Origin of the sequence: Nonomuraea roseoviolacea subsp. carminata (assembly GCF_024172185.1) — a bacterium.
GTDB classification, from domain to species: Bacteria; Actinomycetota; Actinomycetes; order Streptosporangiales; family Streptosporangiaceae; genus Nonomuraea; species Nonomuraea roseoviolacea.
In genome coordinates, this window is record NZ_JAMZEC010000001.1 from 2,707,911 (window position 1) to 2,729,525 (window position 21,615).

Annotated in this window: 26 protein-coding genes; 15 read left to right on the forward strand and 11 right to left on the reverse strand. The window is 72.5% G+C overall.

Going from position 1 to position 21,615, the window contains the following annotated elements:
• Nucleotides 1-96 precede the first annotated feature (96 nt).
• The gene (locus HD595_RS12320; RefSeq protein ID WP_253768590.1) at nt 97-789 is read right to left on the reverse strand and encodes a response regulator transcription factor; all 693 of its coding nucleotides are present in this window, start codon (nt 787-789) and stop codon (nt 97-99) included.
• Nucleotides 786-1,955: a sensor histidine kinase gene (locus tag HD595_RS12325; protein WP_420540753.1), complete on the reverse strand. Its 1,170-nt coding sequence runs from the start codon at nt 1,953-1,955 to the stop codon at nt 786-788. The genes HD595_RS12320 and HD595_RS12325 overlap by 4 nt, the downstream gene beginning before the upstream one ends.
• A 132-nt stretch (nt 1,956-2,087) precedes the next feature.
• Here HD595_RS12325 and phoU point away from each other — a divergent pair, with 132 nt between their 5' ends.
• Nucleotides 2,088-2,732: a phosphate signaling complex protein PhoU gene (gene phoU / locus HD595_RS12330; RefSeq protein ID WP_175595664.1), complete on the forward strand. Its 645-nt coding sequence runs from the start codon at nt 2,088-2,090 to the stop codon at nt 2,730-2,732.
• 138 nt (nt 2,733-2,870) lie between these two features.
• On the opposite strand, the gene HD595_RS12335 is transcribed toward phoU, so the two are convergent.
• The 3 genes from HD595_RS12335 to mshA all read right to left on the reverse strand — a co-directional run bounded on the left by HD595_RS12335 (nt 2,871) and on the right by mshA (nt 5,436).
• Nucleotides 2,871-3,614: a phosphoglyceromutase gene (locus HD595_RS12335; protein ID WP_253768593.1), complete on the reverse strand. Its 744-nt coding sequence runs from the start codon at nt 3,612-3,614 to the stop codon at nt 2,871-2,873.
• 69 nt (nt 3,615-3,683) lie between these two features.
• Entirely contained in the window at nt 3,684-4,172 is a 489-nt protein-coding gene (locus HD595_RS12340; RefSeq protein ID WP_253768594.1) for a type III secretion system chaperone family protein, read from the reverse strand.
• 25 nt (nt 4,173-4,197) lie between these two features.
• Nucleotides 4,198-5,436, reverse strand: a complete 1,239-nt coding sequence (mshA, locus tag HD595_RS12345) for a D-inositol-3-phosphate glycosyltransferase (RefSeq protein WP_253781137.1) — start codon at nt 5,434-5,436, stop codon at nt 4,198-4,200.
• A gap of 218 nt (nt 5,437-5,654) precedes the next feature.
• On the opposite strand from mshA, the gene HD595_RS12350 reads away from it, so the two are divergent.
• The 7 genes from HD595_RS12350 to HD595_RS12380 all read left to right on the forward strand — a co-directional run bounded on the left by HD595_RS12350 (nt 5,655) and on the right by HD595_RS12380 (nt 10,085).
• Nucleotides 5,655-6,398, forward strand: coding sequence for an SDR family NAD(P)-dependent oxidoreductase (locus HD595_RS12350; RefSeq protein ID WP_253768596.1), 744 nt, complete (start codon nt 5,655-5,657; stop codon nt 6,396-6,398).
• Nucleotides 6,391-7,209, forward strand: a complete 819-nt coding sequence (locus HD595_RS12355) for a class I SAM-dependent methyltransferase (RefSeq protein WP_253768597.1) — start codon at nt 6,391-6,393, stop codon at nt 7,207-7,209. Before HD595_RS12350 ends, HD595_RS12355 begins: the two co-directional genes overlap by 8 nt.
• A gap of 111 nt (nt 7,210-7,320) precedes the next feature.
• Complete coding sequence (locus tag HD595_RS12360) at nt 7,321-7,677, forward strand: BlaI/MecI/CopY family transcriptional regulator (RefSeq protein WP_308211124.1); 357 nt, start codon at nt 7,321-7,323, stop codon at nt 7,675-7,677.
• Nucleotides 7,674-8,579, forward strand: coding sequence for a M56 family metallopeptidase (locus HD595_RS12365; RefSeq protein ID WP_253768599.1), 906 nt, complete (start codon nt 7,674-7,676; stop codon nt 8,577-8,579). Before HD595_RS12360 ends, HD595_RS12365 begins: the two co-directional genes overlap by 4 nt.
• 60 nt (nt 8,580-8,639) lie before the next feature.
• The gene (locus tag HD595_RS12370) at nt 8,640-9,134 is read left to right on the forward strand and encodes a helix-turn-helix domain-containing protein (RefSeq protein ID WP_301309493.1); all 495 of its coding nucleotides are present in this window, start codon (nt 8,640-8,642) and stop codon (nt 9,132-9,134) included.
• 3 nt (nt 9,135-9,137) lie between these two features.
• Nucleotides 9,138-9,557 (forward strand): hypothetical protein, encoded by a 420-nt coding sequence (locus HD595_RS12375; RefSeq protein WP_253768601.1) that lies wholly within the window; start codon nt 9,138-9,140, stop codon nt 9,555-9,557.
• Nucleotides 9,558-9,722: 165 nt separating this feature from the next.
• Nucleotides 9,723-10,085, forward strand: a complete 363-nt coding sequence (locus HD595_RS12380; RefSeq protein ID WP_253768603.1) for a DUF2516 family protein — start codon at nt 9,723-9,725, stop codon at nt 10,083-10,085.
• Nucleotides 10,086-10,098: 13 nt separating this feature from the next.
• On the opposite strand, the gene HD595_RS12385 is transcribed toward HD595_RS12380, so the two are convergent.
• Nucleotides 10,099-10,890 (reverse strand): SGNH/GDSL hydrolase family protein, encoded by a 792-nt coding sequence (locus tag HD595_RS12385; RefSeq protein WP_253781141.1) that lies wholly within the window; start codon nt 10,888-10,890, stop codon nt 10,099-10,101.
• Between the two features lie 29 nt (nt 10,891-10,919).
• Here HD595_RS12385 and HD595_RS12390 point away from each other — a divergent pair, with 29 nt between their 5' ends.
• Complete coding sequence (locus tag HD595_RS12390; RefSeq protein ID WP_253768605.1) at nt 10,920-11,681, forward strand: alanyl-tRNA editing protein; 762 nt, start codon at nt 10,920-10,922, stop codon at nt 11,679-11,681.
• A gap of 9 nt (nt 11,682-11,690) precedes the next feature.
• On the opposite strand, the gene HD595_RS12395 is transcribed toward HD595_RS12390, so the two are convergent.
• On the reverse strand, nt 11,691-12,623 hold the full coding sequence (locus HD595_RS12395) for a TetR/AcrR family transcriptional regulator (protein WP_253768606.1): 933 nt from the start codon (nt 12,621-12,623) through the stop codon (nt 11,691-11,693).
• Between the two features lie 118 nt (nt 12,624-12,741).
• On the opposite strand from HD595_RS12395, the gene HD595_RS12400 reads away from it, so the two are divergent.
• Nucleotides 12,742-13,839, forward strand: coding sequence for an FAD-dependent monooxygenase (locus HD595_RS12400; RefSeq protein ID WP_253768608.1), 1,098 nt, complete (start codon nt 12,742-12,744; stop codon nt 13,837-13,839).
• A gap of 6 nt (nt 13,840-13,845) precedes the next feature.
• On the opposite strand, the gene HD595_RS12405 is transcribed toward HD595_RS12400, so the two are convergent.
• Entirely contained in the window at nt 13,846-14,283 is a 438-nt protein-coding gene (locus HD595_RS12405) for a DNA-binding protein (protein WP_253768609.1), read from the reverse strand.
• A 115-nt stretch (nt 14,284-14,398) separates the two neighbouring features.
• Here HD595_RS12405 and HD595_RS12410 point away from each other — a divergent pair, with 115 nt between their 5' ends.
• Complete coding sequence (locus HD595_RS12410) at nt 14,399-16,045, forward strand: DUF2207 domain-containing protein (RefSeq protein WP_253768610.1); 1,647 nt, start codon at nt 14,399-14,401, stop codon at nt 16,043-16,045.
• A gap of 166 nt (nt 16,046-16,211) precedes the next feature.
• On the forward strand, nt 16,212-16,793 hold the full coding sequence (locus HD595_RS12415) for an ankyrin repeat domain-containing protein (protein WP_253768612.1): 582 nt from the start codon (nt 16,212-16,214) through the stop codon (nt 16,791-16,793).
• Nucleotides 16,794-16,809: 16 nt separating this feature from the next.
• Here HD595_RS12415 and HD595_RS12420 read toward each other — a convergent pair whose 3' ends face one another.
• A complete protein-coding gene (locus tag HD595_RS12420) occupies nt 16,810-17,421 on the reverse strand; it encodes a TetR/AcrR family transcriptional regulator C-terminal domain-containing protein (RefSeq protein WP_253768613.1) in 612 nt (203 codons plus the stop codon).
• Nucleotides 17,422-17,465: 44 nt separating this feature from the next.
• Here HD595_RS12420 and HD595_RS12425 point away from each other — a divergent pair, with 44 nt between their 5' ends.
• The gene (locus tag HD595_RS12425) at nt 17,466-17,879 is read left to right on the forward strand and encodes an ester cyclase (protein WP_253768615.1); all 414 of its coding nucleotides are present in this window, start codon (nt 17,466-17,468) and stop codon (nt 17,877-17,879) included.
• Between the two features lie 113 nt (nt 17,880-17,992).
• On the opposite strand, the gene HD595_RS12430 is transcribed toward HD595_RS12425, so the two are convergent.
• Nucleotides 17,993-18,907: an asparaginase gene (locus HD595_RS12430; RefSeq protein WP_253768616.1), complete on the reverse strand. Its 915-nt coding sequence runs from the start codon at nt 18,905-18,907 to the stop codon at nt 17,993-17,995.
• A 61-nt stretch (nt 18,908-18,968) separates the two neighbouring features.
• On the opposite strand from HD595_RS12430, the gene dtd reads away from it, so the two are divergent.
• Nucleotides 18,969-19,394, forward strand: coding sequence for a D-aminoacyl-tRNA deacylase (dtd, locus tag HD595_RS12435; RefSeq protein ID WP_253768618.1), 426 nt, complete (start codon nt 18,969-18,971; stop codon nt 19,392-19,394).
• A gap of 14 nt (nt 19,395-19,408) precedes the next feature.
• Here the strand turns inward: dtd and HD595_RS12440 are convergent, their stop codons facing one another.
• On the reverse strand, nt 19,409-20,386 hold the full coding sequence (locus HD595_RS12440; RefSeq protein WP_253768620.1) for a helix-turn-helix transcriptional regulator: 978 nt from the start codon (nt 20,384-20,386) through the stop codon (nt 19,409-19,411).
• A gap of 62 nt (nt 20,387-20,448) precedes the next feature.
• On the opposite strand from HD595_RS12440, the gene HD595_RS12445 reads away from it, so the two are divergent.
• Nucleotides 20,449-21,588 (forward strand): epoxide hydrolase family protein, encoded by a 1,140-nt coding sequence (locus HD595_RS12445; RefSeq protein ID WP_253768621.1) that lies wholly within the window; start codon nt 20,449-20,451, stop codon nt 21,586-21,588.
• Nucleotides 21,589-21,615: the final 27 nt, after the last annotated feature.

A 21,615-nucleotide genomic window follows, 5' to 3' on the forward strand; every position in this document is an offset into this window, starting at 1 on the left:
ACTCAGCGTTTCGAGACGCGAAACCCCGGTCCGTGCGAACGGCCGGGGTTTCGCGCGTCCGGGCGTGTCGCCGCCCGGGCGCAGAAGCAGGCGCGGTCAGGCGTCGGCGGAGTCGAACTTGTAGCCGAGCCCCCGCACCGTCAGGATGCACCGCGGGTTGGACGGGTCGGCCTCGATCTTCGCGCGCAGCCGCTTGACGTGGACGTCCAGCGTCTTGGTGTCGCCCACGTAGTCGGCGCCCCAGACCCGGTCGATGAGCTGCCCGCGCGTCAGCACCCGGCCGGCGTTGCGCAGCAGCACCTCCAGCAGCTCGAACTCCTTCAGCGGGAGCTGCACCTGCTCTCCCCGCACGGCGACGACGTGCCGGTCGACGTCCATGCGGACCGGGCCGACCGCGAGCACGGCGGTCTCCAGCTCCTCCACGGGGTCGCCCTGCCGCCGCAGCACCGCGCGGATGCGCGCCACGAGCTCCCGGGAGGAGAACGGCTTGGTGACGTAGTCGTCTGCGCCCAGCTCCAGGCCCACGACCTTGTCGATCTCGCTGTCCTTGGCGGTCAGCATGATCACCGGCACCTTGGAGCGCTGCCGCAGCGACCGGCACACCTCGGTGCCGGGCAGGCCGGGCAGCATGAGGTCGAGCAGCACCAGGTCGGCGCCGTTGCGGTCGAACGTCTCGAGCGCCTCGGGACCGGTGGCCGCCACGGAGACCTCGAAGCCCTCCTTGCGCAGCATGTAGGACAGCGCGTCGGAGAAGGACTCCTCGTCCTCCACCACCAGCACTCGGGTCATCGGGCCGCCTCCAGGGGACTCGCGGGTTGTACTGGTACGGCCGTGCCGCCGAAGGCGGGCAGCCGAAGCGTGAAGGTGGAGCCGGAGCCTTCCTTGCTCCAGACGGAGACCTCGCCGGCGTGGGCGACGGCGACGTGCTTGACGATCGCCAGGCCGAGGCCGGTGCCGCCGGTCGCGCGCGAGCGAGCCGCGTCGACGCGGAAGAAGCGCTCGAAGATGCGCTCCAGCGACTCCTCCGGGATGCCGATGCCCTGGTCGCTGACGCTGATCTCGACGGAGTCGCCGGCGGGTCTGACGCTGACGACGACGCGGGTGTGCTCGGGGCTGTAGGCGATGGCGTTGTCGATGAGGTTGCGCAGGGCGGTGACGAGCAGCTCGTCGTCGCCCCAGATGCGCAGCCCCTCGGCGCCGCCGGTGGCCAGCGTGATGTCCTTGGCGCTGGCGCGGGTGTTGCAGCGGTCGATGGCGTCGTGGATCGCCTCGTCGATCGCCACCTGGCCGGGGGTCGGGATGGGTTCGGCGCCCTGGATGCGGCTCAGCGTGATGAGGTCCTGGACGAGGTAGGTGAGCCGGGCCGCCTCGTGCTGCATGCGGCCGGCGAAACGGGTGACCGCCACGGGGTCGTCGGCGGCGTCCTGGATGGTCTCGGCGAGCAGGCTCAGGGCGCCCACGGGCGTCTTGAGCTCGTGGCTGACGTTGGCGACGAAGTCGCGGCGGACCGCCTCGACCCGGCGCCGCTCGGTCTGGTCCTCGGCGAGCACCAGCACCTGCCCGTACGAGCCGAGGGGCGCCACGCGCACCGCGAAGCTGGTGGTCTCCTGGCCGAACTTGTGGCCGGCGACGTCGATCTCGCTCTCCCTGATCTCGCCGTCCCTGCGTACCTGCCGGGCGAGGGCGAGCAGTTCGGCGGCCATCAGCCTCTCGCCCTTGACCAGCCCGAACGCGCGGGCGGCCGAGCTGGCGCGCAGCACGCGGTCGTGCGCGTCGAGGACGACGGCCGAGGAGGGCAGTACGGCCAGCACCGACGCGACGCCCTGTGGCAGCGCGCCCGGGTCCGGCACCTCGGCCGCGGCGGCACGCCTGGGGCTCTCGATCTGGTTGCGGTAGAACAGGACCGCGACTGCCCCCACGACGAAGCCGGCCAGGGCCGCGAAGCTCATGGCCATCTCACTCATGTCATCGATGGTAGGCGGACGATTTCGCGCGACACTCCTCTCACCAGGGGATGAACGGCCCTTTCCCGGAAAGTTCATCTGACGGTCGGAGTTCGTTCATCGGCGCACACATACGGTGACGGCATGCGCGATGCGTACCATGAGGATCTTGATTCCCTGACCGACAAGCTGGTCGAGATGACCAGGCTTGTCCGCTCGGCCATCTCCCGGGCCACGACCGCCCTGCTGGACTCCGACCTGCAGCTCGCGGAGAGCGTCATCTCCCGTGACGCGGAGGTGAACGGCATCTTCGAGGACGTCGAGACGACGATCTTCGAACTGATGGCCCGCCAGCAGCCGGTCGCGGTGGACCTGCGGATGGTCATCACGGCGCTGCGCATGGGCACCGACCTGGAGCGGATGGGCGACCTGGCGGTCCACGTGGCCAAGGTGGCGCGGCTGCGCCATCCCGAGTCGGCGATCCCGGCCGAGGCCCGCTCCACGATCGTCGAGATGGGGCAGATCGCCGAGAACCTGGTCACCAAGGCCGGGAGCTGCATCGCCTCGCGCGACGTGGACTCGGCCCTGGAGCTCGACCAGGACGACGACGCCATGGACCGGCTGCACCGCAGGCTGTTCCGGACGATCCTGGCCAAGGACTGGGCGCACGGCGTGGAGCCGGCCATCGACATCACGCTCATCGGCCGCTACTACGAGCGGTACGCCGACCACGCGGTGCGCGTCGCGAGCGCCGTGGTCTACCTGGTGACGGGCTCGCGCCCCGCCTGAGACGCCGTCGTCCCCACCTGAGACCCCTGAGACCCCTGAGACCCCTGAGACGCCGTCTCCCGAGCCTGGGACGCCGTCTTCCGATGCCGGCCCGGAGTCACCGGGCCGGCATCGGTCGTTCTCGGATCCGGGGCGTTCTCAGCGCCCCTGGTTGGCGACCGCCTGGATGGCCGCCGCCGCCGCGTCGGGGTCGAGGTACTCGCCGCCCCGCCGCAGCGGCCGGAACGACTCGTCGAGCTCGTAGCGCAGCGGGATGCCCGTCGGGATGTTCAGGCCCGCGATCTCCTCGTCGCCGATGCCGTCGAGGTGCTTGACCAGCGCGCGCAGCGAGTTGCCGTGCGCGGCCACGAGCACCGTGCGGCCGGCCGCGAGGTCGGGGACGATCGCGTCGTACCAGTACGGCAGCATGCGGTCCACGACGTCCTTCAGGCACTCCGTGCGCGGCCTGAGCTCCGGCGGCAGCAGCGCGTACCGCGCGTCGCCCGCCTGGGAGTACTCGTCGTCGTCGGCGATCGGGGGCGGCGGCACGTCGTAGGAGCGGCGCCACAGCATGAACTGCTCGTCGCCGAACTCCTCTCGCGTCTGCGCCTTGTTCTTGCCCTGGAGTGCGCCGTAGTGGCGCTCGTTGAGCCGCCAGGAGCGGCGCACCGGCAGCCACAGCAGGTCGGCCTCGCCGAGCGCGAGCTGGGCCGTCTGGATGGCCCTGGTCAGCAGGCTGGTGTGGACCACGTCGGGCCGCAGCCCGGCCTCCACCAGGAGCCTTCCGCCCCGGCGGGCCTCGTCCTCGCCCTTGGCCGACAGGCTGACGTCAACCCAGCCGGTGAACAGGCCCTTCGCGTTCCAGTCGCTCTCGCCGTGCCGCAGCAGCACCAAAGTCGCCATGCGGACAATCCTAGGGGCCTGCTCCAAAACGCCGCCGGGCCAGGTGCTCGCGCGCCCGGCCGCGGATTCTCAGTCGTCCGTACGCCCGGGGTCGGCGAAGCGGGCGAACGCCTGGAGGTTGGCCAGCGACTCACCGCGCTTGGCCCGCCACTCCCACTCGCGCCGGATCGACGAGGCGAACCCCAGCTCCAGCGCCCGGTCGAACCAGTCGTCGGAGTAGGTCAGCACGCAGCCGAGGAGGCGGTCGATCTCGTCGTCGGTGACGGCCGCGAGCGGCACCCGCCCCACGAGGTAGACGTCGCCCACGGAGTCGACGGAGAAGTGCACGCCGTACATGCCGCCGTTGCGGCCCAGCAGCCACTTGTAGAACTCGGCGTGGTTCTCGTCCGGCTGACGGCAGAAGAACGCCTCGACGTGCAGCACCTGCTCGCCGACGATCAGCCAGGTCATGGTGGCCAGCTTGTGCTGGCCCGGCAGCTTCACCAGGAAGGCTCCGGGCCGGGGCTCGTCGTAGGAGACGTCCGCGGCCTTGAGCGCGGCTTCGACGACATCGCGCATGCCGTACACCTTACGAGCCGGAGCCCTAGGAGTTGATCGCGAGGGGCAGCCGGTGCAGGTGGGCGACGGCCTCGGCGTAGACGTCCTTGAGGTGCGCGGCGGTGGCCTGCCAGCCGAAGGCGGCGGCGTGCGTGCGCGCGCCCGCCGACAGGTGCTCGCGCCAGCGCGGCGAGGTGACGAAGCGGCGCAGCGCCCGCGACCACTCGTGGGCGTCGTGGCCGTCCACGAGCACGCCCGACACGCCGTCGCGCACGGCCGTGCGCAGCCCGCCGACGGCGGCCGCCGCGACGGGCGTGCCGCACGCCTGCGACTCCAGCGCGACCAGCCCGAACGACTCGCTGTACGACGGCACGACCGTGACGTCGGCGGCGCGGTACCAGTCGGCCAGCTCCTCCTGCGGGGCGGGCGGCACGAGCCGCACCACGTCGGAGATGCCCAGTTCGGCGGCCAGCTCGACGAGGAGCGCGGGCCGGGCCAGGCCGTTGCCCGACGGGCCGCCCACGCAGGCGACGATCAGGCGCTCGCGCAGCGACGGGTCCTCGATGAGCATGCGGGAGGCGGCGCGCAGCAGCACGTCGGGGGCCTTCAACGGCTGGATGCGGCCGACGAAGAGCAGCACGTGGGCGTCCTGGGGCAGGCCGAGCCGGTGGCGGGCGGCGCCCTTGGAGGCGGGCTGGAAGACGGTGAGGTTGACGCCGGGGTTCACGACGGCGACGCGTTCCTCGGGCGCCCCGTACAGGTCGATGAGCTCCTGGGCCTCGTCGGCGGTGTTGGCGACGAGCCGGTCGGCGATCTCGACGACCTGCTCCTCGCCGACCACGCGGGCCTGCGGCTCCGGGCGGTCGTCGCGGGCCAGCAGGAGGTTCTTGACCTTGGCCATGGTGTGCATGGTGTGCACGAGCGGGACGCCCCAGCGCTCCTTGGCCAGCCAGCCGACCTGGCCCGACAGCCAGTAGTGGGAGTGGATGACGTCGTAGCGGCCGGGGTCGTACATGGCCTCGGTGCGCAGCACTCCGGACAGGAACGCGCAGAGCTGGCTCGGCATGTCGGCGCGGTCGAGCTCCTCGTACGGCCCGGCCGTGAGGTGGCGGACGAGGACGCCGGGGGCGAGCTCGGTCACCGGCGGCAGGTCGCCGGCGGTGGCGCGGGTGAAGATGTCCACCTCCACGCCGAGCTGGGCGAGCCGCTTGGCGGACTCGACGATGTAGACGTTCATGCCGCCGGCGTCGCCCGTGCCGGGCTGGTCCAGCGGTGACGTGTGCATGCTGATCGTCGCGACCCGGTTCACCGGCCGTCGCCTCACCCGACATCACCTCCCAAAACGAAACCAACCAAACAGAATTTTCCGGCATTCCCGACATGTCCTCTCGGCCGGGGTCCTGCGTGCCGTCATGGGGCGATGCGGGGGGCCGGAATCCACCGGCGTTCCCGACATGTGGTCTCGGCCGAGGGCGGGCGCGCGGTCCTGGCAGGATGTGGCCCATGAGGAGAACGGCTGTGGTGACCGGTGCGAGCAGCGGCATCGGCGAGGCGACGGCGCGGCGCCTCGCCGCCGAGGGTTACGACGTGGTGGCGGGCGCCAGACGGCGCGACCGGCTGGAGCGGCTGGCCGAGGAGCTGCCCGCGATCAGGCCCGTCACCCTCGACGTGACCTCGCAGGAGTCGGTAAACGAGCTGGCCGCCGCGCTGGAGCGCTGCGACGTGCTCGTCAACAACGCGGGCGGCGCGCTCGGCGTGGAGTCCCTCGCCGAGGGACGGATCGACGACTGGCAGGCGATGTTCGACACGAACGTGCTGGGCACGCTGCGCGTGACCCAGGCGCTGCTGCCCAAGCTGGTCGAGTCGGGCGACGGCGTGGTCGTGCTGCTCACCTCGACCGCCGGCATGGTGCCCTACGAGGGCGGCGGCGGTTACGTCGCGGCCAAGCACGCCCAGTCGTCCATGGCCGGCACGCTGCGGCTGGAGCTGGTCGGGCAGCCGGTGCGGGTGGTGGAGATCGCCCCCGGCATGGTGCGCACCGAGGGGTTCGCGGTCAACCGGTTCCGGGGCGACGAGACGGCCGCCGCCCGGGTCTACGAGGGCGTGCCCGACCCGCTGACCGCCGACGACGTGGCCGACGCGATCGCCTGGACCGTCACCCGCCCGTCCCACGTCAACATCGACCGCATCGTCATGCGCCCCCGCGCGCAGGCCGCACAGCACAAGGTCCACCGCGTCAGTGGCTAGGCCGGCCGGGCCGGCGGGCCGGCCCGTCGGCTCGATCACCCGGGGCACCACCGGCCAGAACCGGCTGCGGCGGGCCGACCGGTGGATCGCCGCGGCCCACGGCGGCCTGCTGCGCGGCGCCGAGCGGCCCCTGGTCGTGGATCTCGGCTACGGCGCCTCGCACGTGACGACGCTGGAGCTGTTCACGCGGCTGCGCCGGATCCGGCCCGACGTCGAGGTCACGGGCATCGAGATCGACCCGGCACGGGTGGCGCTGGCCAAGCCGTACGAGCGGCCGGGGCTGAGCTTCGCGCTCGGCGGTTTCGAACTGCCCGTGCCGCGGCCGCCGGTGCTGGTGCGCGCGTTCAACGTGCTGCGGCAGTACGACGAGGAGGAGGCGTGGCACTACTGGGACCTGCTGCGCGCCCGGCTGGCCCCCGGCGGGGTCCTGGTCGAGGGCACCTGCTCCGAGGTGGGCCACCGCGCGGTCTGGGCCGGGCTGACCGCCGAGGGGCCGCGCACGCTCACGTTCTCGGCCCGCTTCGACGCCTTCGAACGGCCCTCCGACCTGGCCGAGCGGCTGCCCAAGACGCTCATCCACCGCAACGTCCCGGGTGAGCGCATTCATACCTTCCTGCGCGACTTCGACCACGCGTGGGCGGTCTGCGCGCCGTACGGGGCGCACGGGCTCCGGCAGCGGTGGCTGGCGGCGGTGACCATGCTGGCCCGCACGTGGCCGATCCCGCGTCAGGCGCCGCTCGGCGGAGTGGCCCGGTGGCGGCTGGGCGAGGTCACGCTGCCGTGGCAGGCCGTCGCGCCCCTGAGGCACTGACCTCTTTGCGGTGTTTCTTGCCATTCGGTGAGGATCTTGTGCACCGATGTGCCGGAGGTCTCACGACGTCCGGATGCGTGCTCGACAGGTCGTAGTACTACGCTGGAGCGTGTGAAGGGTCTCGGCGAGCTCGAACGCAGCATCATGGACATCCTCTGGGCGCAGAGCGCGGCGCTCACCGCCCGCGAGGTCGGCCGGCTCATCGCCGACCGCGACCTCGCCCCGACCACGGTCATGACCGTTCTCGACCGTCTCACCCGCAAGGGGTTCCTCCACCGCACCCGCGACGGCCGCGCATGGCGGTACGCGCCCGCCGCGTCACGCGACGCGTACGTCGCGGAGCTTATGCTGGAAGCGCTCGACATGACGGGCGACCGCTCGGCCGCCCTCACCCGCTTCGCCCAGGGCGTCTCCGGCCCCGAGGCGGAGATCCTGCGAAGAGCCCTCACGGAGCTGGAGGACGAGTGACCACGGCAGCGGTGCTGGCAGCGCTCGCCACGGCGTGCGGGCTCGGCTCCTGGTGCTTCACCACGGCCCGCTGGACCTCCCGGGCCCCCAAGACCGCGATCCTCCTCTGGCAGGCCCTCGGCGTCTCCTGGGGCCTGGCCTCGACCGGCGCGATGCTGGCCTTCGCCGTCCAGCCGTACGGCGAGGGCGTGCTGCACGGGCTGGTCTCCTTCGCCACCGGCCGCTCGCCGCGCGAGCCGTGGGACGCGCTGCACGTGGTGGCGATGGTCGCCGGCCTCACCGCGCTGGCCGTGCTGGTCGCGGTCCTGCTCACCGCGGGCGTGCAGACCCTGCGGGCCCGTCACCGCCACCGCACCCTGCTGGCCCTGATCTCCCACGACGACCCGGTGCTGCCGGGCGTGCGCGTGCTCGACCACCCGAGCGCCGCCGCCTACTGCGTGCCGGGGCTGCGCTCGCAGGTCGTGGTCAGCCAGGGCGCGCTGAGCTTGCTGTCGAAGGACGAGATGGCCGCCGTGCTCGCCCACGAGGCGGCCCACGTGCGCGAGCGGCACGACCTGGTGCTGCTGCCGTTCGCGGCGCTGCGCCGGGCGCTGCCCTGGTCGAAGGTGGTCCGTGACGCGCAGGCCCAGGTGGAGCTGCTCATCGAGATGGCCGCCGACGACCGCGCCCGCCGCTACTGCTCGCCGCGCCGGCTCGCGACCGCGCTGCTCAGGTTCGGCACGGCCGGCGCCATGCCGACCCCGCACGGCATGCTCGGCGTCGGCACCCACAACCTCATGGCCCGGGTCGACCGGCTGCTCAAGCCGGCGCCGGAGCTGCCGGTGAGCCTCCGGTACGGCGCCGTCGCGCTGTCCGTGACGTTGGTCACGTCCACGCCGTTCCTCTGGATCTACCAGCTCTGACGCTTGCTGGCGTTCACCACTTCGTTTGCAATTGCAAGCAGAGTGGCGCACAATGGAGGCATGGCACTACCGAAGGTCGGCTCGATCGGCGAGTACATCCGCGAGCAGAGGCAGCAGGCGAAGATCTCGCTGCGCCAGCTCGCGGCGGCGGCGGGGGTCTCCAACCCCTACCTGAGCCAGATCGAGCGCGGCCTGCGCAAGCCGAGCGCGGAGATCCTCAACCAGATCGCCAAGGGTCTGCACATCTCCGCCCAGGCGCTGTACGTGCAGGCCGGCCTCATCGAGGACCGTGAGACCCCGAGCGACGTCGTCACCGCCATCAGGGCCGACACGCATCTCACCGAGCGGCAACGCCAGGTGCTGATTGATATCTATGAGTCGTTCCGCAAGGAGAAGCGCGCCGAGGATGAGCAGACCTCCCAGAATGCTCATCCCCGGAGCGGCTCCGTCACGGACGACGAGCAGTCGCTGCCGGCGGAGCTTCGCGCCGCTCTTGAGCCCTATGCGGCGTCCACCGGCAACGGCACCGTCAACCAGGAAACCAAGGAAGGTTAACCCATGACGCTCGCCACCGAGGTCAAGAAGCTCACCGATTCCAAGCCGTTCTACGCCGTGGCCGGCGTCGGCGACTACGCCGTCGAGAAGCTGCGCGAGCTGCCCGAGCAGCTCCAGAAGCTCCAGGCTCGCCGGGTCGACCTCGGCAAGGACCTGCCCGAGCTGGCCCGCGTCTACGCCGACAAGGCCGAGGGCCTCGCCAAGGAGCTGCCGGAGAAGGCCCGCGGCTACGCCGACCAGCTCACCCAGCGCGCCTCCGTGGTCTACGAGGACTTCGCCACCCGTGGCCGCAAGGCCGTCAGCAAGGTGAGCGGCGAGGCCGCGCTGGAGCTGGAGGAGGTGTCGGAGGCCGCCGAGCCGCCCGTCGCCACCCCGGTCACCCCGGCCAAGAAGACCCGCACGACCACCCGGGCCAAGGCCTGACCGTCCGCTCGTGAGGCCCGTCCCCGTCACCGGGGGCGGGCCTTTCGTCTTCCGGCCGCCTCGCCGGTCCCCTCGTCCGGTCCGTCCGCGCCGGGAGTGCTCGGCGGCCGGTGCGGGCCATTAGGCTGAAGCCGATTCATCGCGAGCGTGAGGCGGAGCGCACACATGGACATCGTCAACGGCGGACTCAACTTCCTCTTCCTGCTGCTCTCCGCCGGCATCCTCGGCATGTCGGCCTACGGGCTGGTGCACGCGCTGCGGGTGCCGCCTGCCGCGTTCCTGGCGGCGGGCAAGCTGAAGAAGAACATCTGGCTGATCATCCTGGGCCTGGCGACGCTGTTCTCGCTGGCGGGCGCGTGGTCGTTCCTCACCGCGTTCCTCGTCGTCGGCGGCATGCAGTTCATCGGGCTCGGCGCGGTGAGCATCTTCTCGATCGCCGCGGTGATCGCCGCGACGGTCTACATCGTCGACGTGAAGCCGGCCGTCAAGGGCATGGGCCGCGGCGGCGGCCCCTACGGCGGCTGGTGACCCCTCCGGTCCGCTAGCTCCGCAGCGACCGGGCCAGCCAGCGGGCCAGCATCAGATGCCCGGCGGACGTCGGGTGGACGCCGTCGGGCAGCACCACGGCCGACGGGTCGCCGGTGACCCAGCGGCGCCTCAGCGGGTCGAGGAACTCCACGCCCTCCCGCCGGGCGACCGCGGCCAGGGTGTCGCGGATGCGCAGCGCCTTGTCCGGGACCGCCTCCAGCCAGAGGGGGCCGACGACGACGATCCGCGTGGCGGGCCAGCCCGCCCGCGCCTCGCGCACCAGCCGGGTGGCCGCCCGCCCGACCTGCGCGGTGCTCCAGCGCTGGTCGTTGTGGCCGCCGGAGACGACGAGCACGTCCGGGGCCGGACGCCAGGCCAGCTCCTGCTCGTACGACTGCTGGAACGTGCGGCCGGCGCGCCCGCGGTTGAGGTAGCCGGTGCCGCCCGCCCCCGCGACGACCGGCTGCCAGCCGAGCAGACGGGCGGCCTGACAGGCGTAGGCCCGCCAGGCGGGCACGGGGCCCGAGCCGACGGTGAAGCTGTCGCCCAGCACCATCATCACCGGCGCCGCGCCGGGCTCGCGGCGGCTGGGGGGCGCGGGCAGGGAGCGGCGCGTGGACGACGCGCTGGAGCGCTCGGAGGTGACCGCCCGGGGCGGGCCGGCCCCTCGGGAGGCGGCCACCGGGTGGCCGGGCGCTTGCGAGGGGGGCGCGATGGCGCTCGCCGTACATGCTGATATGACGGGACATATCGCCAGGAACAGCGCGGCCGATGCGGTCAGGGGGGAACGCACCAGGTCGCGCATCGCCACCTCAGGAGCTCTAGGCTGCCGCCATGACCATCGACCTCCATGGACGTACGCGAAGGCTCGAACTGGCCGACCAGAACCTTCGCGACTTCGAGGCCATCGTCCTCGACGCCACGCCCGACGGAATCGTCTTGGATCGGTCCGCATTCTATCCGGGCGGCGGCGGCCAGCCCGCCGATCACGGAGTTCTGCTCTGGCAGGGGGTGGAGACGCGGATCGAGGGCGTGCGCAAGGGCGACGACCTCCAGCTCATCCCGGCCGAGGGCGACCCGATCCCGCCCGCGGGCACGACAGTGCGGGCGGCCGTGGCCGACGAGCGCCGCTCCGCCCTCATGCGCACCCACTCGGGGCTGCACGTGCTGTGCGGGGTGGTCTTCCGCGACTACGGCTCGCTGGTGACGGGCGGCAACATGGACGCCCTGATCGTGCCCGAGCGCGGCACGGTCGGCACGGCCCGCATGGACTTCAACCTGCCGGAGGTGCCGCCGGGCTTCCGCGAGGCCGTGGAGGCCGCCTGCAACGCCGAGATCCAGGCCGACCGGCGCATCGACGTGCGGGTGTTGCCCCGGCCGGAGGCGTTCGCTATCCCCGACATCATCCGCACCGCGTCCAACCTGGTGCCGGAGTCGGTGACGGACGTGCGGATCGTCGACATCGTGGGGCTGGACACGCAGGCCGACGGCGGCACCCACGTGGCCTCGACCCGGCAGATCGGCCGGCTGCGGGTCGCCAAGATCGAGAGCAAGGGACGCGGCTTCCGCCGGGTGCGCGTCGAGATCTGCGACTGAGCGCCCCGCTCATCCGCGCTCGATGATCAGCGCCAGCCCGTCGAGCAGCGGGCGCAGGCCGAACTCGAAGAGCCGGTCGAGGTCGAGCTCGAAGTCGCCGCCGAGGTCCTCGACCACCTTGACGAACGTGGGATAGCCGCCCCGGGCGAGCAGCGTGGGGTACGGGGCGTGCCGGTCCATCCACTCCTCGTCTGTCAGGCCGGTGGCGGCCTGGGCCTGCTGCTCCAGCTCCAGGTTGGCCGCGATGCCCTGGACGTAGCTGTAGAGCAGGATGTGGATCTGCAGCATCGTGTCGGGGTCGAGGCCGTGGCCGTCGACCGCCGCGAGCGCCCATTCGGTGTGCCGGAGCAGGCCGGGCGAGGGCCGTGGCCGGGTGAGCGAGGTCACCCAGGCCAGCCACGGATGCCTGCGGTAGGCGGCCCACTGCAGGCGCGCGGAGACCTCCAGCCGCGCCCGCCAGCCGGGCGGCGGCTGGTCAGGGAGCGGGAACTCCCCGATCACCGCGTCGGTCATCAGCCCGACGAGGTCGTCCTTGTCGCGCACGTGCCGGTAGAGCGACATCGTGGACACGCCGAGCCGCCCGGCGACGCCGCGCATGGAGACGGCGGCCAGCCCTTCGGCGTCGGCCGTCTCGACGGCCGCGGCGACGACGCGCTCCCGCGTCAGCTCGTGCTCCCCTCCCCCGGCCCGCCGCGCGCCTGCCTGGCCGCCCGCGACGGCTCCGGGACGCCATGAGGTCACCAGCGTGCCGACGCGCGGCTCGGCCCTGACGACGCCCTCCTGGGCCAGCACGGTGAGGGCCTTGGCGGCGGTGGCGAGCGCGACGCCCCAGTCCTGGGCGAGCCGCCGGGTCGAGGGCACCCGGTCGCCCTCCTTCAGCTCCCCGCGGGCCACCCGGGCCTTCACGTCCTCGACGATCCGCAGGTACGGCGGAGCCGACATCGAACCTCCTGGTCATCGCTGTACTAGTACAGAATAGTACATTCACCTGCTTGTACGCATCAAAAATACGATGTACATTCAGCCGCGTACACCGTCCAGACAGACAGGAGTCCTCCCCATGAGCAGTGTTCTCGTCTCCGGCGCCGGCATCGGCGGGCCCGTCCTCGCGTACTGGCTGGCCCGGCACGGCTTCGACGTGACGATCGTGGAGCGCGCCACCGCGCCGCGCCGCGGCGGCCAGGCCGTCGACCTGCGCGGGGCCGCCGTCACCGTGGCCGAGCGGATGGGCGTTCTGGAGCAGGTCCTCGCCCGGCGCACCCACATGCTCGGCATGTCGATGGTCGACCGCGACGGCAACGAGATCATGCGCACGACCGAGCGCACGGTCAGCGCCGGCCGGCTCGACGGCGACGACGTCGAGATCATGCGCGAGGACCTCGTCGCCATCGTCACCGCCGCGGCCGGCGACGCGGAGACGATCCACGGCGACTCCATCGCCACGCTGGAGCAGGACGCCGGCGGCGTGGACGTGACGTTCGAGCGGGGCGACCGGCGGCGTTTCGACTACGTGGTCGGCGCCGACGGCCTGCACTCCAACGTCCGCGCGCTGGCGTTCGGCGAGGAGTCGCGCTTCGTCCGCCACCTCGGCATGTACGTCTCCATCTTCAGCGCCCCGAACTTCCTCGACCTCGACCGCTGGCAGATCTGGTACCGCGAGGGCGACGCCGGTTACGGCGTCTACAGCGCGCCCGGCAACGCCACGATCAGGGTGAACGCCGGGTTCGGGGCCGGCCCGCTCGCCTACGACCACCGCGACGTCGAGGCGCAGAAGCGGATGATCGAGGAGCACTGCTCGGCGCTGGGCTGGGAGACGCCGCGGCTGATGAAGGCGATGTGGGAGGCCGAGGACTTCTACTTCGACGCGATGGCCCAGGTCCACATGGACCGCTGGTCCGCGGGGCGGGTCACGCTGCTGGGCGACGCGGGCTACTGCGCCTCGCCGCTGTCGGGCCAGGGCACCAGCCTGGCGATGGTGGGGGCGTACGTGCTGGCGGACGAGCTGGGCGCGGACCCGCGGGGCGCCTTCGACCGGTACGAGGAGCGGATGCGGGAGTTCGTCCGGCTCAACCAGGAGCTCGCCACGGAGAACCCCGGCGAGGCCGCCTCCGACGAGAGCGTGCGGCGGGCGGCCACGGCCGTCTCCCTCGACCGCTGAAGGTCCTTACTCGGGGTCGTCCGCGTCCGGGGCGACCCGGCCGACCAGCCGCTCGTAGCGCTGCCTGGCGGCCTGCGGGGTGCCGAGCCCGAGCCCGAAGGCGATCTCCTGCCAGGTCATGCCGCGGCCGCGGGCCATCTGGAGAAGTCCGGCCTCCAGCTCGTCCATCTCCCCGCGCGCCTGCGGGACGAGGGTCAGCGCGGCGGTGATGTCGGCGTGGTCCACCTCCGGCTCTCCGTCGTCCGGCCGCGCGGCCCCGCTGAGCAGGAACGCCACCAGCCGCACGGCCTCGTGCGGCCCGATGGCCGACGGGTGGGTCTGCCGGAGCCGTTGCTCCTGGGTGGAGGCGTGCCGCTCGGCGATGCGGAACAGGGACGCGTGGACGCGATGCGCCCGCGCCTGCTCCGGCTGCGGGGGCGTGAAGGGATCGTCGGTCGATGACATGGGACGAGCATGCCGAGCTGAACGAGTTGATGTCAACAGAATGATTTAAACAACTCGTTCAAAGGCGAGTCGGGCCCCCGAGCCGGTGGGCCGGTTGCCGCTACGATGTCCGGCCATGACGGGATTCAGGCGCGCGCTGGCCGCCACGAGCGCCGCCGTTCTGGGGCCGGCCGCCCTGGCGGCGACGATCCTCACGATCACCCCGGCCCCGGCCCAGGCCGCCCACGCGGGGATGACCGACGAGATCACGATGACCCTCCGCAAGGACGGCACTCTGCACGTCACCGAGAAGATCTCCGGCGCGACGGGGGCGCTGCGCCGGACGTTCCTCACCCGCACCCGCCACGACGACGCCGACGACCGGCTCTACCAGATCACGGGCGTCAAGGGCGGCAAGCTGTCCGGCGACGAGCTCGCCGTCACGGCGCCCGCCACCGTCGAGTACGACGTCAAGGGCACCGTGACGCCCGCCGGGACCGTGCAGGAGATGCGGTGGTTCGCGGTCAACGGATGGAGCGTCCCCGTCGCCAAGGCCACGGTCAAGGTCGCCGGGCCGGGCCTGGTGCAGAGCCTGTCGTGCTTCGCCGGGGAGCTGACCTCGGCCGTCGGCTGCACCACCGCCGCCATGGACCACACCGGCACCTCGGCCGAGTTCGAACAGGAGAACCTCGCCCCCGGGCAGGCGCTCACCGTCGTCGTGGCCTACCCCAAGGGGGCCAGCGCCGGGGCGCCCATCCTGGACCGGCGCTTCTCGCTGACCTCCGCGTTCGCGCTGAACACCGTCACCGGCGGGGCGCTCGCCGCCCTCCTCGTGCTGCTGCTCGGCGGCCTGGGGCTGCTGTACTGGACGCGCGGGCGCGACGCCAGGGTCGTCGCCCACGAGAAGGACCACGACAAGGGCGTGCCCGTGCAGAACGGGCACTTCTCCCCGCCCGACGGGGTCCGGCCCGGCCAGATCGGCACGCTCGTGGACGAGCAGGCCGACGTGGTCGACGTGACGGCGACGATCGTGGACCTGGCCGTGCGCGGGTTCCTGCGGATCGACGAGCAGCCCCGCCAGGCGTACGACGCGCCCGACTGGATGCTGGTCAGGGTGCCGGCCGGGCATCCCGCCGCCCTCCTGCCGTACGAGCGGGCGCTCTACGACGCGATCTTCGACGGGCGCGACGCGGTGCTGCTGTCGCAGCTCTCCGGCTCGTTCGCCGGCCACCTGGGCAAGGTGCGCGACGCCCTGTACGCCGACGTGGTCAGGCAGGGCTGGTTCGCCCGCCGGCCCGACACCGAGCGCACCAGGTGGACGATGACCGGGGTGGCGCTCATCGGCGTCGGCGTGCTGGCGACCGTGGCGCTGGCCTGGTTCACCTCGTACGGGCTGCTCGGGCTGGCGCTGATCATCGCGGGCGGCGCGCTGGCGGTGGGCGGGCAGTACATGCCGGCCAAGACCGCCCGCGGGTCGGCGGCACTGGCGCACACGCTGGCCTTCCGCGAGTACCTGTTCTCCGGCGACCTCGGCGAGGTGCCGGAGCAGCACCGGGTGGAGCTGTTCTCGCGCTACCTCCCGTACGCGGTGATCTTCGACGGCGTGGAGCACTGGTCGCGGATCGTCGCCTCGGTCACCGGCAACGGGCACCAGGCCGACAACCTGTACTGGTACCACGGGCCGGCGGAGTGGGACCTGTCGAAGTTCGCCGGCTCGATGCGCACCTTCACCACCACGACGTCGGGCGCCATCTCGGCCAGCCGCCAGTTCCGCACCCTCTGATCCGGTCCGCGCCCAACCCCTTCCGGCCGCCCCGGCCGCGTGCCGTCCACCGGGGTATGGGACCTTCTATTCGGGAGAAGCCGCTGGTCGGGGCGGGTCCGGCCGGGAGGCGACGCGCCGGGCGGCCCCGCCGCGAGCGGCGGGCGCCGGCGTGAAAGGATCAGGCGTGCGCGACGAGGAACTGCTGACGGCCGTGGCCAGCGGCGACGCCGTCGCCGTGCGTGAGGCCGTGACCGAGGGGGCCTGGCTTGAGGCACGCGACGCCCGGGGCCGCACCCCGCTGCTCCTGGCCGCCGCCGCGGACCACGTGGACGTGGCGCAACTCCTGGTGTCGGCCGGCGCCGACCCCGACGCGCCCGACCACCAGGGCGACACGGCGTGGCTGGTGACCGGGGTGACGGGCAGCGTGCCCATGCTGCGCGTGCTGCTGCCCGCCGGGCCCGACCTCGACCACGTCAACCGCGACGGCGCCACGGTGCTGATCCTGGCCGCCCGGCGCGGCCACGCCGACTACGTGCGCGCGGCGCTGGAGGCGGGCGCCGCCGTGGACCACGCCGACGACCAGGGGCTGACGGCGCTGCTGGCGGCGGTCGTCGAGGGTGACGGCTCGGAGACCTACCAGGAGGTCGTCCGGCTGCTGCTGGCGGGCGGCGCCGACCCGCGGCGCGCGGACCGCGACGGGATGACGGCGTTCGAGCACGCGGTCGTCAAGGGGCACCTGGAGGTGGCGGCCCTCCTGCGCCCCTGATCCCCCTCGGAGGGGCTCATCTCGGTGCGAGGCCGGCCAGGAGGGCGTCCAGGGCGTAGGTGAAGCGGTCCTGGTGGTCCTCGGGGGTGCCGAGCCCGGCCGCCAGCGCCGCGCCGAGGACGGGATGGCGCGCCGGATCGACGGGGGGCTCGGGGTCGGGCTCGTCGTGCCCCGGCGTGCGACCGGCCTCGGCGAGCACCTGCCCGATGACGAACGTGCCCAGCGTGGTGATCACGTGCAGCGCCTCGCTGGGGCTGAACCCCTCCGCCACCAGCGCGCCGGCGGCGGTCTCCACGGTCCGCAGGCCGCCGGGCGTCGCGACCGGCCGGGTGGCGAGCAGCGGCAGCAGCCCGGGATGGGCGAGCAGCGCCGCCCGGAACGACACCGCGAACGCCCGCGCCCACTCCCGCCACGGCCCTTCCGGCCACACGGTGACCCCGGCCAGGGTGCGGTCCACGAGCCCGTCGAGGACGGCGTCCTTGTTCGGCAGGTAGTAGTACAGCGTCATCGCCTCGACGCCGAGCTCCTTGCCCAGCCGGCGCATGGACAGCGCCGCGACGCCGTCCCGGTCCACCAGGTCCAGCGCGGCGTCCAGAATCCGCTCCCTTGACAAGCCAGCCCGTTTCATACACCGTAAGATACGTTCTTACACCGTAAGAGAGCGAGTTCGCCATGAACACCCTCATCCGCGACTTCGTCACCGCCCTCAACGAGCGGCGGCTGGACGACCTGCACGACTTCCTGGCCGCCGACGTCGTCGACCACAACAAGATCATCTTCGGCGAGCCGGACGAGCCCGGCGCGGCGTTCGAGGGCATCCGGATGCAGCTCGACGCCTTCGACCCCTTCCACCTGTCGGTGGAGGAGGTCGTCGAGGACGGGAACCGCGTCGTGGCGCGCCTGCTGATGACCGGGACGCACTCCGGCCACCACCCGCGCATGCCGGAGCCCACCGGGAAGAGCTTCACCGTCGAGGCGATCTTCATTTTCACGCTGCGCGACGGGAGGATCAGCGAGATCCGCGCGGTCAGCGACCGCCTGGGCATGTTCGCCCAGCTCGCCTGGGACTGGCCGGACGTCGCCTGAGCGACGAGACGGGCTCAGGCGGAGGCCGCCCGAACGACGCGACGGGCTCAGGCGGAGGCCGCCTGAACGACGCGACGGGCTCAGGCGGGGGTCGCCTGAACGACGCGACGGGCTCAGGCGGGGGTCGCGGCCAGGCGCACCTCGCCGACGACCCGGCCGCCGCCCAGGACGGGCGTCGTGGCGGGCAGCTCGCCCGTCTCCAGGCCCAGCGAGCGCAGCGCAGCGACCGTCGCCGGCGTCCGCGCCCGCGCCGCCCCGTCCTCGACCTTGACCGCGCCGGCCCGGCCGTCCTCCAGGGTGAAGACCTCGAAGCCCTCCGCCCCCGACTTCAGCATCAGCCCCGGCACGGCCCGCATGAGCGACGACTCCGCCCGGCTGCTGCCCGATGTCCACTCCGGATACGCCGTCACGGCCTCGAAGATCCGCCGCTCGGGCGAGCCCGCCTCACCGAGCGGGAACGCCCGGAACGCCCGCGCCATCCCCAGCATCGACACGAAGTACAGGGGCGCACCGCAGCCGTCCACACCCGCGGCGGACATCCGCTCGCCGGTGAGCTCCTCCGCGGTGGCCCGGATCGCCCGCTGGAGCGGATGGGTGATGTCCAGGTAGGTGTCGAGCGGCCACCCGTTCGCCACGCAGGTGGCGAGCATGGCGGCGTGCTTGCCGGAGCAGTTCATGAACACCCGGGCTCGTTCCGGCACCGAGCGGTCCTCCGGGTAGTCCTCGGGGCACCGCAGCCCCGACTCGTCCAGACCGGCCCCGGCGAGGATCTTCCGCACCCCCTCGGCGTGGAACGGCTCGCCGGCGTGCGAGGCGCAGGCCAGCGCCAGCAGCTCCCCCTCAAGCCGCAGACCGGCGCGCAGCATGCCCAGCGCCTGCAGGGGCTTCATGGACGAACGCGGCGACGCCGGCACGTGCACCGCGCCGTGCGCCTCCACGGGACGGCCGTCCGCACCCACCGTCAGCATCCGGACGTGGTGCCTCGACTCCACGAACCCAGAACGGACAACCTCCACCACCAGCGACATTTCACGCCCCTTTCCGGCCAAGAGTCTACGAAGACTCCGTCCTGCGCCAGAATGGGATCCCATGCGAGCAGTGGTGCAGCGAGTGACGTCCGCGTCCGTGGTGGTGGACGGCCAGACGGTCGGGGCCGTCGACGAGCCCGGGCTGCTGGTGCTGGTCGGGGTCACGCACACCGACACGGCGGCCGAGGCCCGCAGGCTCGCCGCCAAGCTGTGGGGACTGCGCGTCCTGCACGGCGAGAAGTCGTGCTCCGACGTGTCGGCGCCGCTGCTGGTCATCAGCCAGTTCACGCTGTACGGCGACGCGCGCAAGGGCCGCCGCCCCACCTGGCAGGCGGCCGCCCCGGGGCCGGTGGCCGAGCCGCTGGTGGAGGCGGTGGTGGAGGAGCTGCGGGCGCTGGGGGCGCACGTGGAGACGGGCAGCTTCGGCGCCGACATGAAGGTCTCTCTGGTCAACGACGGGCCCATCACCCTGATCGTGGACGTCTGACCAGCCTTTTCGGTTCAGCCGGCGGGTGTCCGCCGGCTGGCGTCGATCGCGCGCTGATAGCGCTCCGTCAGGCTGCGCAGCGCGTCGACCAGTTCCGGCGCGTCCACGATCGTGAAGTCGGCGCCCAGCAGTCCCAGGTACAGGGCGAGCATCTCGGGATGGTCCGAGCCCGGCTCGAACGCGCACCGGTCCTCGCCCAGGGACTCCACCTCGATGGGGATCGGCAGCCGGTCCCGCACGTGCGCCGCGGGCGCGTGCACGATCACCCGTGCCCGGTACCGCCAGGTCGCCTCGCCAACTCCGCGTGCCACCTGCGCCGTGATCTTCTGGTCGGGCGGCAGCGCGCGGGGCGTGAAGCGCGGCCCCGTCGGCGTGCGCGGCTCGATCCGGTCGACCCGGAAGGTGCGCCAGTCGTCCCGGTCCAGGTCCCAGGCCACCAGGTACCAGCGCCGCCGGTCGTTGACCAGGCGGTACGGCTCGACCGAGCGCCGACCGGCCGCGCCGGAATGCGGCCGATAGTCGAACCGGAGCCGCTCATGGTCCCGGCACGCGCTCGCGATCAGGGTCAGCACGTCCGGATCCACCCGCGGGCCACGCGAGGGCATCGGCAGCGCGTACGACTGGAGGGCGCTGACCTGGCGGCGCAGCCGCGCGGGAAGCACCTGCTGCAGCTTGGCCAGCGCGCGCACCGAGGTCTCCTCGATGCCGGCGATCGAGCCGTTCGCGGCGGTACGCAACCCGACGGCGACCGCCACCGCCTCCTCGTCGTCCAGCAGCAGCGGCGGCAGGGCGCCGCCCTGGCCGAGCCGGTACCCGCCGGCCACACCTGGCCGCGCGTCGACCGGATAGCCCAGCTCGCGCAGCCGGCCGATGTCATTGCGGATGGTGCGGGTCGTGACACCGAGCCGGGCGGCGAGCTCGGTGCTGGTCCAGTCGCGTTGAGCCTGCAACAGGGACAGCAGGCGCAGCAGCCGCGCCGAAGTCTCCAACATTCTTTGATCCTGACGGCAATCTAGGAACGACCCTTTCCCCTATTGTTCCTAGTCTTCTCCCCATGAGCACAAGCAGCGCCGTCAGCGGCATCCAGCCCTTCCGCATCGAGATCCCCCAGGCCGACCTCGACTACCTGCACGACCGGCTCGCCCACGCCCGCTGGCCCGGCGACGCACCCGGCGGGGAGTGGACCCGCGGCGTCCCGCTGCCCTACCTGAAGGAGCTCGCCGAGTACTGGCGCACGCGGTACGACTGGCGCGCCCAGGAGGCGGAGCTCAACCGGTACCCGCAGTTCACCACCGAGATCGACGGCCAGCGCATCCACTTCCTGCACGTCCGATCCGAGCAGCCCGGCGCCAAGCCGCTGCTGATCACCCACGGCTTCCCCAGCTCGGTCGCCGAGTTCACGCACCTGATCGAGCCGCTGGTCGACCCGGCCGAGGGTCAGGCCTTCCATGTCGTCGCGCCGTCCCTGCCCGGGTACGCCTTCTCCACCCCGCTGAGCGGGCCGGGCTGGGCGATGGGCCGCACCGCGCGCGCCTGGGCCGAGCTGATGCGCCGGCTCGGCTACGAGCGGTACGGCGTGCACGGCGGCGACGTCGGCGCCGGCGTGTCCGGCATGGTCGGCGGCCTCGACGGCGAGCACGTCATCGGCGTGCACGTGGTCACCGATCCGCTGACCGCCGCGAACGTCGCCACCTTCATCCCCGGAATGGCCGACCGGCTGGATGCGAACGACCCGGTCGACAAGCTGATCCTGGACCGGATGGACGACTTCGCGAAGGAGGGCTCCGGGTACCTGGCGATCCAGAACAGCCGGCCGCAGACCATCGGCTACGGCCTGGTCGACTCGCCGCTGCTGCAGCTCGCCTGGATCGCCGAGAAGGTCCACGAGTGGACCGACCTGCCGGTCGACCGCGACCAGCTGCTCACCACGGTCAGCCTGTACTGGTTCACCGGCTCCGGCGCCAGCGCCGCGCACACCCTGTACGAGCAGGCGCACTCCTCCGAGTGGGGCGCGCCGTCGGCCGTGCCGCAGGGGTTCGCGGTCTTCGGCGCGGACGACACCGTACGCAGGCTGGTCCCCGCGCCGGCCGACGCGCACTGGACCGAGTTCCGGCGCGGCCGGCACTTCCCGGCGATGGAGGCCCCGGCCGAGCTGGCCGCGGACCTGCGAGCCTTCTTCGAACCGCTGAAGTGACCGAGGCGCCGAGCCGGCGTGGCCCCG

Coding starts and splice junctions, on each gene's coding strand:
- HD595_RS12320 (WP_253768590.1), bottom strand. CDS start 789: ATGACCCGAGTGCTGGTGGTGGAGGACGAGGAGTCCTTCTCCGACGCG.
- HD595_RS12325 (WP_420540753.1), bottom strand. CDS start 1,955: ATGGCCATGAGCTTCGCGGCCCTGGCCGGCTTCGTCGTGGGGGCAGTC.
- phoU (WP_175595664.1), top strand. CDS start 2,088: ATGCGCGATGCGTACCATGAGGATCTTGATTCCCTGACCGACAAGCTG.
- HD595_RS12335 (WP_253768593.1), bottom strand. CDS start 3,614: ATGGCGACTTTGGTGCTGCTGCGGCACGGCGAGAGCGACTGGAACGCG.
- HD595_RS12340 (WP_253768594.1), bottom strand. CDS start 4,172: ATGCGCGATGTCGTCGAAGCCGCGCTCAAGGCCGCGGACGTCTCCTAC.
- mshA (WP_253781137.1), bottom strand. CDS start 5,436: ATGCACACGTCACCGCTGGACCAGCCCGGCACGGGCGACGCCGGCGGC.
- HD595_RS12350 (WP_253768596.1), top strand. CDS start 5,655: ATGAGGAGAACGGCTGTGGTGACCGGTGCGAGCAGCGGCATCGGCGAG.
- HD595_RS12370 (WP_301309493.1), top strand. CDS start 8,640: ATGGCACTACCGAAGGTCGGCTCGATCGGCGAGTACATCCGCGAGCAG.
- HD595_RS12375 (WP_253768601.1), top strand. CDS start 9,138: ATGACGCTCGCCACCGAGGTCAAGAAGCTCACCGATTCCAAGCCGTTC.
- HD595_RS12380 (WP_253768603.1), top strand. CDS start 9,723: ATGGACATCGTCAACGGCGGACTCAACTTCCTCTTCCTGCTGCTCTCC.
- HD595_RS12385 (WP_253781141.1), bottom strand. CDS start 10,890: ATGCGCGACCTGGTGCGTTCCCCCCTGACCGCATCGGCCGCGCTGTTC.
- HD595_RS12390 (WP_253768605.1), top strand. CDS start 10,920: ATGACCATCGACCTCCATGGACGTACGCGAAGGCTCGAACTGGCCGAC.
- HD595_RS12395 (WP_253768606.1), bottom strand. CDS start 12,623: ATGTCGGCTCCGCCGTACCTGCGGATCGTCGAGGACGTGAAGGCCCGG.
- HD595_RS12400 (WP_253768608.1), top strand. CDS start 12,742: ATGAGCAGTGTTCTCGTCTCCGGCGCCGGCATCGGCGGGCCCGTCCTC.
- HD595_RS12405 (WP_253768609.1), bottom strand. CDS start 14,283: ATGTCATCGACCGACGATCCCTTCACGCCCCCGCAGCCGGAGCAGGCG.
- HD595_RS12410 (WP_253768610.1), top strand. CDS start 14,399: ATGACGGGATTCAGGCGCGCGCTGGCCGCCACGAGCGCCGCCGTTCTG.
- HD595_RS12420 (WP_253768613.1), bottom strand. CDS start 17,421: ATGAAACGGGCTGGCTTGTCAAGGGAGCGGATTCTGGACGCCGCGCTG.
- HD595_RS12425 (WP_253768615.1), top strand. CDS start 17,466: ATGAACACCCTCATCCGCGACTTCGTCACCGCCCTCAACGAGCGGCGG.
- HD595_RS12430 (WP_253768616.1), bottom strand. CDS start 18,907: ATGTCGCTGGTGGTGGAGGTTGTCCGTTCTGGGTTCGTGGAGTCGAGG.
- dtd (WP_253768618.1), top strand. CDS start 18,969: ATGCGAGCAGTGGTGCAGCGAGTGACGTCCGCGTCCGTGGTGGTGGAC.
- HD595_RS12440 (WP_253768620.1), bottom strand. CDS start 20,386: ATGTTGGAGACTTCGGCGCGGCTGCTGCGCCTGCTGTCCCTGTTGCAG.
- HD595_RS12445 (WP_253768621.1), top strand. CDS start 20,449: ATGAGCACAAGCAGCGCCGTCAGCGGCATCCAGCCCTTCCGCATCGAG.